Annotated in this window: 11 protein-coding genes; 6 read left to right on the forward strand and 5 right to left on the reverse strand. The window is 31.1% G+C overall.

Features of this window, described 5'->3' with window-relative positions; all coding sequences use genetic code 11:
* Positions 1-54: 54 nt before the first annotated feature.
* Positions 55-2,043 (forward strand): excinuclease ABC subunit UvrB, encoded by a 1,989-nt coding sequence (gene uvrB, locus LJY17_RS06325; RefSeq protein ID WP_264542998.1) that lies wholly within the window; start codon positions 55-57, stop codon positions 2,041-2,043.
* Positions 2,044-2,098: 55 nt separating this feature from the next.
* Here uvrB and LJY17_RS06330 read toward each other — a convergent pair whose 3' ends face one another.
* Positions 2,099-4,063 carry a LamG-like jellyroll fold domain-containing protein gene (locus LJY17_RS06330; RefSeq protein WP_264542999.1) on the reverse strand — a complete coding sequence of 655 codons (1,965 nt, stop codon included), beginning with the start codon at positions 4,061-4,063 and terminating at the stop codon, positions 2,099-2,101.
* A 289-nt stretch (positions 4,064-4,352) separates the two neighbouring features.
* On the opposite strand from LJY17_RS06330, the gene LJY17_RS06335 reads away from it, so the two are divergent.
* Together LJY17_RS06335 and LJY17_RS06340 are read left to right on the forward strand one after the other, a co-directional pair.
* The gene (locus LJY17_RS06335; RefSeq protein ID WP_264543000.1) at positions 4,353-7,115 is read left to right on the forward strand and encodes a sensor histidine kinase; all 2,763 of its coding nucleotides are present in this window, start codon (positions 4,353-4,355) and stop codon (positions 7,113-7,115) included.
* Complete coding sequence (locus LJY17_RS06340; protein ID WP_264543001.1) at positions 7,112-7,858, forward strand: LytR/AlgR family response regulator transcription factor; 747 nt, start codon at positions 7,112-7,114, stop codon at positions 7,856-7,858. The genes LJY17_RS06335 and LJY17_RS06340 overlap by 4 nt, the downstream gene beginning before the upstream one ends.
* Here LJY17_RS06340 and LJY17_RS06345 read toward each other — a convergent pair.
* The gene (locus LJY17_RS06345) at positions 7,855-8,256 is read right to left on the reverse strand and encodes a TerB family tellurite resistance protein (protein WP_264543002.1); all 402 of its coding nucleotides are present in this window, start codon (positions 8,254-8,256) and stop codon (positions 7,855-7,857) included. The two genes, LJY17_RS06340 and LJY17_RS06345, sit on opposite strands and share 4 nt — an antisense overlap.
* Positions 8,257-8,305: 49 nt before the next feature.
* Here LJY17_RS06345 and LJY17_RS06350 point away from each other — a divergent pair, with 49 nt between their 5' ends.
* Both LJY17_RS06350 and LJY17_RS06355 read left to right on the forward strand, forming a co-directional pair.
* Positions 8,306-9,106: an alpha/beta hydrolase gene (locus LJY17_RS06350; RefSeq protein ID WP_264543003.1), complete on the forward strand. Its 801-nt coding sequence runs from the start codon at positions 8,306-8,308 to the stop codon at positions 9,104-9,106.
* A 7-nt stretch (positions 9,107-9,113) separates the two neighbouring features.
* Positions 9,114-9,536: a DUF1456 family protein gene (locus LJY17_RS06355; RefSeq protein ID WP_264543004.1), complete on the forward strand. Its 423-nt coding sequence runs from the start codon at positions 9,114-9,116 to the stop codon at positions 9,534-9,536.
* A gap of 59 nt (positions 9,537-9,595) precedes the next feature.
* On the opposite strand, the gene LJY17_RS06360 is transcribed toward LJY17_RS06355, so the two are convergent.
* A complete protein-coding gene (locus tag LJY17_RS06360) occupies positions 9,596-10,030 on the reverse strand; it encodes a hypothetical protein (protein WP_264543005.1) in 435 nt (144 codons plus the stop codon).
* 385 nt (positions 10,031-10,415) lie between these two features.
* Here LJY17_RS06360 and LJY17_RS06365 point away from each other — a divergent pair, with 385 nt between their 5' ends.
* On the forward strand, positions 10,416-11,252 hold the full coding sequence (locus tag LJY17_RS06365; protein WP_264543006.1) for a hypothetical protein: 837 nt from the start codon (positions 10,416-10,418) through the stop codon (positions 11,250-11,252).
* A 46-nt stretch (positions 11,253-11,298) separates the two neighbouring features.
* On the opposite strand, the gene LJY17_RS06370 is transcribed toward LJY17_RS06365, so the two are convergent.
* Both LJY17_RS06370 and sucC read right to left on the reverse strand, forming a co-directional pair.
* Positions 11,299-11,637 carry a hypothetical protein gene (locus LJY17_RS06370; protein ID WP_264543007.1) on the reverse strand — a complete coding sequence of 113 codons (339 nt, stop codon included), beginning with the start codon at positions 11,635-11,637 and terminating at the stop codon, positions 11,299-11,301.
* 318 nt (positions 11,638-11,955) lie between these two features.
* A complete protein-coding gene (sucC, locus tag LJY17_RS06375; protein ID WP_264543008.1) occupies positions 11,956-13,149 on the reverse strand; it encodes an ADP-forming succinate--CoA ligase subunit beta in 1,194 nt (397 codons plus the stop codon).

The following is a 13,149-nucleotide window of genomic DNA, read 5'->3' on the forward strand; positions in this document are numbered from 1 at the left end:
AATTTACACTCAAGCCAAAATCACCAATAAAAATTAATATAATCCTTTACGTAAATGAAGTTCCAAGTTGTATCCGAATTTGCTCCCATGGGAGATCAACCACAGGCAATTGAAAAATTGTCTAAAGGAATTGTTAATGGTGAAAAATACCAAACACTACTTGGTGTTACTGGTTCAGGAAAAACATTTACTGTAGCCAATGTAATTCAAGAAGTACAAAAGCCCACGCTTATTTTAGCACATAACAAAACACTTGCTGCACAATTATATTCTGAGTTCAAACAATTTTTTCCAAACAATTCGGTACAATACTTTGTATCATATTATGACTATTATCAACCCGAAGCCTTTATTCCTGTTACTGGAACTTATATTGAGAAAGATTTATCTATTAATGAGGAGTTAGAAAAACTACGTTTAAGTACTACCTCTGCCCTTCTTTCTGGTCGAAGAGATGTGATCGTAGTTTCTTCTGTTTCATGCTTATATGGTATAGGAAATCCTGTTGAGTTCCAAAAAAACGTAGTTTCTATAGAAAAAGACCAGACTATATCGAGAACCAAATTTTTACATCGTTTAGTTCAAAGTTTATATGCGCGTACTGAAGCAGATTTCAATCCTGGTACTTTCCGCATTAAAGGTGATACTGTAGAAGTTTTCCCGAGTTATGCTGATGAGCCTTTCCGTATTCATTTTTTTGGTGATGATATTGAAGAAATAGAAGCTTTTGATGCAAAGACCTCAAAAGTAATTGAACGCTACGAAAAGCTCAATATCTATCCAGCGAACATGTTTGTGACTTCACCTGATGTGCTTCAAAATGCCATTTGGGCGATTCAACAAGATTTAGTCAAACAAGTCGATTATTTTAAAGAAATTGACAAACATCTTGAAGCCAAACGTTTGGAAGAACGTACCAATTTTGATTTAGAAATGATTCGGGAACTAGGTTATTGTTCTGGAATTGAAAACTACTCAAGATATTTAGACGGACGTGAAGCTGGTACAAGACCCTTCTGTTTGTTAGACTATTTCCCTGATGATTACTTGATGGTGGTTGATGAAAGTCATGTTACAATTTCGCAAGTTCATGCCATGTATGGTGGTGATAGAAGTCGTAAAGAAAACCTCGTAGAATATGGCTTCCGCTTACCAGCTGCTATGGACAACCGTCCGTTAAAGTTTGAAGAATTTGAAGCTTTACAAAACCAAGTTTTATATGTTTCTGCCACTCCAGCCGATTATGAATTACAAAAATCGGAAGGTATTTATGTAGAACAAGTTATTCGTCCAACAGGTCTATTAGATCCAATTATAGAAGTTCGTCCTAGTTTGAATCAAATTGATGATTTAATAGAAGAAATTCAACAACGTTGTGAGGTTGATGAACGTGTTTTAGTAACAACTTTAACCAAACGTATGGCCGAAGAATTGACAAAATACTTGACTAAAGTCTCTATTCGTTGTCGTTATATACATTCTGATGTAGATACTTTAGAGCGTGTAGAAATAATGCAGGATTTACGAAAAGGATTATTTGATGTGCTAATTGGAGTAAACTTACTTCGTGAAGGATTGGATTTACCAGAAGTTTCATTAGTTGCCATTTTAGATGCAGATAAAGAAGGATTCTTACGCAGTCACCGTTCATTAACTCAAACGGTTGGTCGTGCCGCCCGAAATGTAAACGGTAAAGCAATCATGTATGCTGATAAGATCACGGCTTCGATGCAAAAAACCATAGACGAAACCAATTATCGTCGCGAAAAACAGATGAATTTCAATACTGCTAATAACTTGGTTCCAAAGGCCTTGAATAAAAGTTTAGGAAGTGCTTTGAGCGGAAATTCTGTTTCTACAAAATATTACGAAAATCAAGTGCTGAAAGCGGCTGAACCAGAAAGCGAATACTTATCGAAACCTGAAATCGAAAAGAAAATTCGGGAAAAAAGAAAAGCTATGGAAAAAGCAGCTAAAGATTTAGATTTTATGCAAGCGGCAAAATTACGTGATGAGATAAAAGTTTTACAAGAAAAAATATAAAAAAAGGATTGCTTTAAATCACTTTAAAACAATCCTTTTATAATAATGTATTTTACTATTCTTTTATTATCCTTTTATTTGCTACTCCACTATTTTCATCTTCAATTCTGACCATATAAACTCCCGATTTCAAATTTGAAATATTGATTTTATTTTGTTTTGCTTCTAATACCTTTTGTCCTTGCAAATTGTATATTTCTATTGATTTCAAATTCGTTTCAGTTTGAATATTCAAAACCTCTTGAACAGGATTTGGATACATGGACACTTTTAAATTGTTTTGATTGAAATCTGAAGCAGTCAATACATTATTGTTATATAGGTTTGTAATTTCTGTTTGTGTTAATGGATAATTGTAAATTTTTAAATCATCCACTGCACCATTAAAAAAATCACCCGAATTAGGCGATGCTCCTAAATAAAAATTAACATCATTTGATGTATTCCATGCCGATTTAACAGCACTTGTTATCAAAACACCATTTAAATATATGGAAGCTACATCTGTTGCACTATCAAAAGTAACTACTAAATGTTTCCAAGTATTTAAAGGAATACTAGTAGTATGTGTTAAATCATTTGCCCATGCATAATTATTAATTTGATTTGAGGTTAATGAAAACCCATACGATTGATTTGATGTTGATGAACCATAACTAAATAAAAAATTATCACTATTAAACCCATACATTTTAAACCATATAGAAACCGAACGAGAAGCATTTCCAACAGGAATTCCGTTTAAGTTAGTAAAAGTACCTAAGTTATTTAAACGTAATGCTTTATTAGCAACTCCATTTCTATCCGCTTCAAAATTTCCAACACTCCCAAAACTTTTTGTTCCTGTAGTATCTTGATAATTATTATCAAAATTAAATTGGTAGGCTAAAGAATTATTTTCTAAAGAATTATAATTATATAAATTCGAGATTTGAGTATCCGTTAATGCGTAACCAAAAATCTTTAAATCATCAATGGCTCCATCAAAACTTAATTCACCTGCTACTCCTATTCCTAATTTAAATATATTACTATTATTAATCGTATTCCATGATTTAGCAGTACTATTTAATAAGACACCATTTTTATAAATTTTTGCATTAACACCATCATAAACATAAGTAAAACAATACCAGGTATTTGCTGTATTACTAGTTGCGGCACTTGTATTATAAGAAGATCCATATCCAAAGAAATCAATATTTGAATCATTAAAAGAACCACCACAAGCATTTCCTAACGATCCTAGTCCATAAGAAAAAGTCACATTATAAGGAGATTGCATTGTATTTGTTTTAGCCCAAAAAGATATTGTTCTTGGCGCATTGCCATAAGGTAACCCTGGGATTGTTGCTGAAGTACCTGAATTTAAAATATTAAGAGCACTGTTTGCATTTCCGTTTCTATCTGCAACAAATGAAGTACCAACATTTGACCCAAAAGGATTAGTTCCAACTGTGTTGTTTAAAGTGTTATTAAATGTATATTCGGTTGAACTAAGAGGTAAGACTTGAGACGCATTAAAATTGTCAATATATACCGCAACATTTCCTGAATTGGTCATATTAAGCTGCATTCTAAATCTTACTGAAGCACCTGCAGGAACATTACTTGCCGCAATAGTTCCTTGAACTAATTTACAACCAGAATTAAAATTTGAACTTGAAGATACTAGTTGCCAAGAGCCACTATTGTTTACTTCATAATACAAATAAGCATTTCCTGTAATACTTCCTATCCCTCTATTATATTGAAAAGACACAGAAATTGGATTACCATCAGAAACATAAGCAGAAGTGTAAATTGCCGAATACATATTACTACTGTATAATGTAGTATACATAAGCCAACTTCCTGAACATGAATACGTCGTATTGTTATTTCTTGTAAATCCTAACGACTGTCCAGTAGTAGTCCAACCAGTTGGGAAAGCTGTTTCAAAACTTTCCGAAATATTAATTTGTGCGGTTGATAAACCAACTACTAGTAAGCTTAAAAAAGAAAATAATTTTGTTTTCATAAGTATAGAATTTAAAATTTCGATGTAAAATTATAGGGTGAAATCCATACTAATTAGGCAGAGTTAACCAAACCGCCTTTTGGGTTAACCAAACCTTGTAGAGCCTTTTTATGATATTCCTAAACCGAAAGACGAATTTCATTAACTCAAGATTTGATATCTTCACTATATTATTACATTTGAACAAAATCTAAAGTTGAAATATTTTCACTGCATATTTATACTACTAACCACCCAAGTAATTTTCGGGCAAAATCCCTATTTCAACACTATAGACAAATCACAAGGTTTGCTGACTAACAGTATTTATGATATTTTTCAAGACAAAGACAACTATATGTGGTTTGCAACCGAAAAAGGTTTATGTCAATTTAATGGATACAGCTTTCACTATTACAGTGAAGAAAAAATGACTTCTAAAGCAGGTTCATGTATTAAACAAGATGAATTAGGAAGAATTTGGTATGAAAACTTTGATGGTTATTTGTATTATGTTGAAAACAACCAATTAAAAAAATTAAATCAAAACAAGTCCATTGGTTATTTTAAATATGGCTTTATCAAGGACCAATTATATGTTATTAGTGAAAGAACAATTGATGTATATGATGCTAGAAGGCTCATACCTTTAAAAAAAATTGATTTAAACACTAATGACGTTAAAACTATCTTTTTTACAGATGACACCATTTATGTTTTTGCGAATCAATTACTGGTTATAAAAAATGATAAAATTATACATAGAATTAATTTTCCAGAAGATTTCTCTTCAACATTTAATTCCATTTTAGTAGAAAAAACAAATAATGGTCTTATCATTAGTTCTAAATTTTCAAACTATTGCTACTTTTTTGCGAATAATCAATTCATCAAACAAACCATAGACATTAAAAACACTATTGTTCAAAACTTAAGTTGGTGTAATGGTAAAAATTGGCTTTGTACCACCACAGGAATTATTGCTATTGATAATAATTCCAATTCAAAAAAAGAATTCTTTAAAGATGTCAATATTTCTTATATCTACAAAACCAAAAATAACAACTATTGGATATCAACCTTAACAGATGGTTTGTTTTATATTGAAGATTTTGATACGCAATTAATACGCTCTAATGAAAGCTTAACTTCTTTATGTTTCAAAAACAACCAACTTTTCATCGGAACCAAAAATGATAAAATTCTCACTTTCAAAGAGAATCAATTCCAAACGATTTATACCGGAAAAGACAATCATCAAATGGGGCAACTATTTTATGATAACTATTCGAATCAATTATTCTTTACTTCGTCAAAATTTGGAATGCTGGACAAGAATTTACGCCTAGTAGCCACATTACCAATGGCAGTAAAAAGTGTTTACTCGGTTGACAACAAATATTTAGCATATGCCGCAAGTAGTTCTTCTGGAATTTTTAAAACCAATACAACGACAATAAGCCCTTGGGATAATGCTTTTGATGCTAAAGTTGTGTCAAAAAAATTACCATACAGCAATTTACTTATTAACGCAAAGGGAAAAGCCACTGTCTACGACTCGATAAATAAAACCATTTATTATGCTACTAATAATGGATTATTCTACTTGGATGTTAAAGGAATTCCTATAGAATTAAAATACCAAAATACTTCCTTAAACATTAGTAAACTATCTTGTAAAAAAGGAAGGCTGTATGCTTGTAATGGAGACTTAAAACTTTTTCAAATTCAAAACAAAAAACTTTCTGAAATTGATTTCCCCAAGAACATCAAAAAAGACAATATAGAAAAAGCTATTATAAAAGACGATTTGCTTTTTCTAATTACCAACAAATACATCTTCGAATACAATCTAACTTCACAAGACCTCAAGCAGGTTATTCACATTAACAGTAATATAGAAATAAATGATGTTATTTTAAAAGACAACCGTTACTATATTTCAACCAATAGAGGGCTAATTATAAAAAAACAAGAAGTTTATCAACGAACAAATCCTGCTTTTGCTATCAAAACCATTAAAGTAAACAATCAAGTTTTTGATAAATTAGATCTGGATGATTTGGCTTATGATGAAAATAACATCCAAATTCATTATTCTATTTTATCACCTACACCCTTTGAAGAACATGAATTACTCTATCGAATTAACGAATCACATTGGCAAAAAGCAGATATCTTAAATCCTGAATTAGTACTAAATTCCCTAAACCATGGCAAGTATACTGTTGAATTTGCACTAAATTCTGATTTTAAGAATACTAAAAAAATCTATTTTACAATTCATCGCCCGTTTTGGTTACGATTCCCTTTTGTTATTGGAGCATCACTCCTTGTTTTGGGACTTATCTATGGGTTGTACAGAAAAAATATTAAAAAAATTGAAAAGCGAAATCAAATGGTTTTGGACAAAATCAATCTGGAAAAAAATGCAAACCAATCCAAGTTAAAAGCCATTAAATCCCAGATGAATCCTCATTTCTTTTACAATGCCTTAAACACTTTGCAATCCTATATTTTATCTAATGAAAAAAAAGAAGCTATAGAATACTTGTCTAAATTTTCTAATTTAACCCGGACTATTTTAGAAATGACAGAAAAAGATTGGATTTCTGTTGCGGAAGAAGTTAAAACACTAAAACTATATTTAGATATAGAAAAAGGGCGTTTTGAGGATGATTTTCAATATGAAATTATAGTGGATCCGAAAATTGATGACGAAACATCTAGAATACCATCAATGCTTTTACAACCTTTTGTAGAAAATGCTATAAAACACGGATTACTTCATAAAGTTGGCATAAAAGTTTTAATCATTTCCTTTGACAAAGAAGCTAAAAATATAAAGATATCCATCGATGACAATGGTATTGGCAGACAGAAAAGTAGCGAATTAAATCAAATTAAAAACAAAATGCATCAATCCTTTGCTACTGATGCTTTACAAAATAGAATTAATCTATTAAACCAATACAATCATCAAGACATCACCATAACCATTACTGATAAGTACAACACGACACAACAGCCCTCAGGGACTATTGTTGTTCTCACAATTCCTATATCCTCATGATAAAAGCCATAATTATAGACGACGAAAAACGTGCCCGTTTAAATTTGAGACTATTAATTGAATCTTATTGTCCTAATGTGTCTGTTATGGCAGAATGCGAAAATTTACCCGAAGGAGTAAAAGCCATACGAAAACATCAGCCTGATTTAGTTTTATTGGATATTGAGATGCCTGGACACAGTGGTCTGGAATTACTAGACTTTTTTGATCAGAACGACATCAATTTCAAAATTATTTTCACGACCGCTTATCAAGAATATGCCATTCAAGCATTCAAATTTTCGGCTGTAGATTATTTGTTAAAACCCATTAATCCAGAAGAATTATCAAAAGCAATTGAACGACTGTCAAAAGAAAAGCAAAAAACAGAAAATTATGCACTCTTAAAAGAAAACATCAAACAAGATTCCTTAAAAAAAATAGCTGTTCCATTAGGTAACAGTTTAGTCTTCATAGAAACGGATAAAATCATTTATATTAAAGGAGAAGGGGCTTACTCAGAAATAATTTGTACAGAAGAAAAACATCTAGTAAGCCGTAATCTAAAGAATTTTGAAGACATTTTGTGTACCTACCCTAACTTTATTCGCATCCAAAAATCATATATAGCCAACACCCATTTTATTAGTGCCTACAACAAATCTGATGGTGGAAGTATTGTGCTAAAAAATGGATTGCATTTACCCATTTCGTCCGATAAAGTTGACATGATTTTGGAGGCAATCACTATTATAAAACGTTAATTCAATTGCTCGTGGAAAGCACACAAAAGTGTTTCTGCTTCAACCATTTTATCAGGTGACTCTTCCATCAAATGAAGTATTTTTTTCATAGCATTTGGGTTTAATCCCATGTTAATTCCTATTTCGTGAATTGCTATTTTCTCTCTATTGTGTAATATCCCATCACAATACATTAATAATGCTAAACGATAGAAATGTAATATTCTATGGAATTCGTCTTTTATTACTTCAAACTCATTTCTCATTTTAAACAAGCTTAAAAAAGTCTCTTTATCAATCTGTAATTCTTCCGAGACCATTTTTAAAAAATCATACTCTCGATCGTGTAATTCCCCATCAATTACAGCAAAAGCAATCATTTCTGATAGTAAACTTATTTTCTCTTCGTATGAATCCATAAAATACCTATTTTTAGCAAAACTATACTTTTTAATGTAAATCTGAAATATGTTGAAAAAAATATTGCTACTTACTATGTTCGTTTTAGCTTTTGAAGGATTAAAAGCTCAGGAAAGTACTGCCAGTAAACAGGTTTCTACTTTTACTATTGATGCTCCACAACTAAAAACTTCAAAAAAAATATGGATTTACTTACCTAAAAACTATGAAGAAAGCAAAAAGAAGTATCCAGTTATCTACATGCATGATGCTCAAAACTTGTTTGACAAATCAACTTCTTTTTCTGGTGAATGGAATATCGACGAAACTTTAGACAGTTTAAATGCCGAAACAATTGTTGTTGGAATAGAACACGGCAATGATAAACGAATAAGCGAATTAACTCCATATAAAAATGAAAAATACGGTGGTGGAGATGCATATAACTACTTGGATTTTATTGTTAAAACTTTAAAACCTCATGTGGACAAAAACTACAGAACATTAAAAAAACCTGAATCAACATCTATTGCAGGAAGTTCATTAGGAGGTTTGGTTTCTTATTATGCATTACTACAATATCCTGATATTTTTGATAAAGCCATCGTTTTTTCTCCCTCGTTTTGGTTTAGTAACGAAATCTATACTTTGACAGAAAATAGCCCGAAAACTAATGCCAAAATGTATTTTCTATGTGGTGATAATGAAGATGAAGCTATGGTAACTGACATGAATAAAATGACCGATTTACTAAAACGAAAAGTGAATTCATTCAGTCAAATTGAAATTCAAGTAGTTGAAGGAGGACAACATAATGAAAAATTATGGCGAGAAGCGTTTCCAAAAGCGTACCTTTGGCTTTTAAAATAAATGATGTATGAATAACAATGAAATATTCAAAAAACTTAGAGTAGCACTTCAATTACGCGATGATCAAATTGTAGAGATTATGCAATTAGTAAATTTCAGAATGTCTAAAGGAGAGGTTGGAAACTTTTTTCGTCAAGATGACCACCCTAAATATATTGAATGTGGTGATCAGGTATTACGAAATTTTTTGAATGGATTGGTTATTCATTTAAGAGGAACAAAAGAAAATCCTAAGAATCCTAAAGAAGTTTTAAAGAAAAATCAAACTGAAGCAAAATCGTTTGTAAAAATCGCTCCTAAAACAGATAAACCAAAGACTGATTTTAAGAAGAATTTTAATTCAAAATCATCTTCAACTACAAAAAAAGAACCCGTAGTTCAAAATGTGAAGTTCAAAAATGGTAAAAATAAACCAAAGAAAAATCAATAAAATTATATAACAAAAGGGCGGACCAATTGAACCGCTCTTTTTAATTAACCATACTTAATTTATTGAGCCAAATTTGGTAAAATACATCCTAACCAATTAAATGCTCCTCTTGTTATATTATCATAGGTTACATAAAAATAGCCACTTATTCCCTCCCTAGCCTGATCCCCAAGAATTTTGAACTTTAAACTGTCTGTAGTATCATTATAGCCAACAATACAAACACAATACCCGCCTTGTCTTGAACCATAAAGCGAAGACCAAACATAATTATAGTCTCTAGCATCATAAAAACTCTGATTTACATCAAAACAAGCCGCAACTGGATAGGATAGGTTCTGACTTAAAAAATATTTAATGTCATCTACAGACGTAGAGTTAACATAAAACCAGCCATTCGATTTTCTTCCTGCTGCCCAAGTTCTTTTTTGTGTTGTAGGTAATGCAGTTATATTGGCAATACTCTTTTGTGAATCTGTTAAATCTAGACGCAATAGAGATAATTGTGCTCTATATTCATCTGGAGAAGTAAATCAATGATTTTAAATATTCTGGAGAAAATTCGGCACAGCCATATCTTCTTGGATCAAGGAGATTGACTTTTCCATTCATTAACTTTCCTTCTTGTCAGTTATCACCTACGTCTTTCTCACAAGAAATAAACACTAAAATAGCAAAAAGAAAAAATCCTAACGATTTAATTGTCGATTTTATTGTTTTTTTCATAAAATACTTTGGTTTACGTAGTTAATTATTTAATATTGCAAAATTATTAACCCTTAAAACAAAAATTTGACAGAAAAATACTCATAAAAAAATATTAACTTAATCACAATAACAAATTAAGTTAATGTTTAACAACCAAAAACCGAACCTACCATGAAAGCGATAATTGATTTGCTTAAGATGAGTATTTGCAATTCCCCAATTGTAACCAACAGCTCTATAGGAGTTTGTACAAAATGGAAAAGAGCACAATTTATAACACTTTCTGAAATTATAGCAGATACCCTTTCAAACTCCGAGCATCTACAAGGAAAGAAACGAAATGAACTAGGAACTACTATATCGAGTATTACGCTTCAACGAATTTTTAACGATGATTATTCAGCAAAAGAAAATCCAGATTTACGTTTTTTAAAAACATTAGATAAACTGGCGATTTTTTTAGGATATTCATCACTAAACAATTACTTAAAAAACCAATCGAAATCTGAAATCATTAATGAAGTAACAACTAAAAAAAATATTATTGAAGAAGAAATTAATGATCTTTTTTTTCAAGATATAGTTTACAATTATTGTCATTCAGAATTTATCTGTATGCAAAAACTTCCTACTATAGATTTAACTCCTATTACTGAATATGTATTTGATGATGCGCCTTTTAAAAAAAGGATATCAGATTATTTAGAAAGGCATGCCAAACTAAAGTACAGAGTAAATAATGAAGATAATAGATCTAACTTCGAAGTATTTGATTTCAAAACCAAACATTTAGACAATGACTTAGTTGTTGCTCAAGTCAATGAATTTTGGAATATAGAATGGCTAGATGAAAACAACAGGATAGCTAAAAACTATAACAAGCTAAACAAGCAAACCTATTTTATTAAAAAGAGGCAAGGTGTTTGGAAAATTTGGGATAACCACAATCCTGATTACAACTATCTTTCTGCTGAAGTCAAAGAAACGCAAGAGCAAAATACGATATAATAAAAGGGCTTAAAAGCCCTTTTATTTTTTATCTATTCTAATGGAATTATTCTGGTCTAAAAGTAACTACGAAAGAATACAATTTACCAGGAGTCATTATTTCTTTTTCTATTTTTTGATAATTTAAATTTTTCACCAAGTAGTTCTTAAAAGAATCATTTTTACTATTTACTTGTAATACAATAAGCTCATCATTATTATTCACCATTGCAGTAAATCGTATTGTTTCAGCTTTTTCAAATTCTTCATTAATAGTTAATGATCCAAGTAATTTAGTAATGTTTTTTACAGCTTTTGGATAGTCATCAACAGGCAATACATCATTTGCTTTTGCAAACGTAACATTCAACAATAAAACACCTAATAATAGCATTAATTTTTTCATGTTTTCTTTTTTTATTTGTTTAAGATTACAGTCCAAAATTACTTCAGATATACATACAAAAACATGCAAATCAATAGCTTAACTTACTTTTAATCTTTCAAAAATTACACATTATCAATCCTTTTAAGAAAATTAAAAAACTTTAACAACCTCATAAATAAGAAAGAAATTTATTATAAAAAACACAATTCTAATTTTCAAATTAGTAAGCATTACCTTAACTAATCTTAAAAGAAACTTAAAAATTTACAATGTGGTAACAAAAAAGCCTTAGTTTTCACTAAGGCTTTTTTTATTATTTTGACTAAATGTCTTTTATTAGCTTAAAGCAGCTTTAACTTGATCAGCAGCTTCTTGGAATTGTACTGCAGATAAGATTGGCATTCCAGAATTATCGATTAATTCTTTAGCAATTTCTGCATTTGTTCCTTGTAAACGTACAATGATAGGCACTTTAATATCGTCTCCCATATTTTTGTAAGCATCAACAACACCTTGAGCAACACGGTCACAACGAACGATACCACCAAAAATGTTAATTAAGATAGCTTTTACGTTAGGATCTTTTAAGATAATACGGAAAGCTGTCTCAACACGTTTAGCATCAGCTGTACCACCTACATCAAGGAAGTTAGCTGGTTCGAAACCTGCATATTTAATTAAGTCCATAGTAGCCATTGCTAAACCAGCTCCGTTTACCATACAACCTACAGTTCCATCAAGATCAACATAGTTTAATCCAGCTTCTTTAGCTTCAACTTCAATTGGACGCTCTTCTGTAATATCTCTCATTTCTGCTAAATCAGCATGACGGTATAAAGCATTGTCATCTAACGATACTTTAGCATCAACTGCCATGATTTTATTGTCAGAAGTTTTTAATACTGGGTTGATTTCAAACATAGATGAATCTGAACCAATATATGCTTTGTATAAAGCATCAACAAATTTTACCATTTCTTTGAATGCTTCACCAGATAAACCTAAGTTGAAAGCAATTCTTCTAGCTTGGAAACCTTGTAAACCTACAGCAGGATCAATTTCTTCAGTAAAGATTTTCTCTGGAGTGTGCTCAGCCACTTCTTCGATATCCATACCACCTTCTGTAGAATACATGATCATATTACGACCTTTACCACGGTTTAATAAAACCGACATGTAAAACTCTTTAGTTTCACTTTCACCTGGATAGTAAACATCCTCAGCTACTAATACTTTATGAACTCTTTTACCAGTTGGAGGTGTTTGAGGTGTAATCAAATCCATTCCAATGATTTGACCTGCAATTTCATGAACTTGATCTAAATTTTTAGCCAACTTCACTCCTCCTCCTTTTCCACGACCACCAGCGTGAATTTGAGCTTTAATTACGTGCCAACCTGTTCCAGTTTCTGCCGTAAGTTGTTTTGCTTTTGCAACCGCTTCTTCAGCGTTGTTCGCCACATAACCACGTTGAACACGCACTCCGTAGCTTGCTAATATCTGTTTTCCTTGATATTCGTGTAAATTCAT

The organism is Flavobacterium hankyongi, assembly GCF_036840915.1.
Lineage (GTDB): Bacteria > Bacteroidota > Bacteroidia > Flavobacteriales > Flavobacteriaceae > Flavobacterium > Flavobacterium hankyongi.

What these genes read in the sequence shown, in the direction of transcription:
- uvrB (WP_264542998.1), top strand. Translation starts at nt 55, where the DNA reads ATGAAGTTCCAAGTTGTATCCGAATTTGCTCCCATGGGAGATCAACCA.
- LJY17_RS06330 (WP_264542999.1), bottom strand. Translation starts at nt 4,063, where the DNA reads ATGAAAACAAAATTATTTTCTTTTTTAAGCTTACTAGTAGTTGGTTTA.
- LJY17_RS06340 (WP_264543001.1), top strand. Translation starts at nt 7,112, where the DNA reads ATGATAAAAGCCATAATTATAGACGACGAAAAACGTGCCCGTTTAAAT.
- LJY17_RS06345 (WP_264543002.1), bottom strand. Translation starts at nt 8,256, where the DNA reads ATGGATTCATACGAAGAGAAAATAAGTTTACTATCAGAAATGATTGCT.
- LJY17_RS06350 (WP_264543003.1), top strand. Translation starts at nt 8,306, where the DNA reads ATGTTGAAAAAAATATTGCTACTTACTATGTTCGTTTTAGCTTTTGAA.
- LJY17_RS06355 (WP_264543004.1), top strand. Translation starts at nt 9,114, where the DNA reads ATGAATAACAATGAAATATTCAAAAAACTTAGAGTAGCACTTCAATTA.
- LJY17_RS06365 (WP_264543006.1), top strand. Translation starts at nt 10,416, where the DNA reads ATGAAAGCGATAATTGATTTGCTTAAGATGAGTATTTGCAATTCCCCA.
- LJY17_RS06370 (WP_264543007.1), bottom strand. Translation starts at nt 11,637, where the DNA reads ATGAAAAAATTAATGCTATTATTAGGTGTTTTATTGTTGAATGTTACG.
- sucC (WP_264543008.1), bottom strand. Translation starts at nt 13,149, where the DNA reads ATGAATTTACACGAATATCAAGGAAAACAGATATTAGCAAGCTACGGA.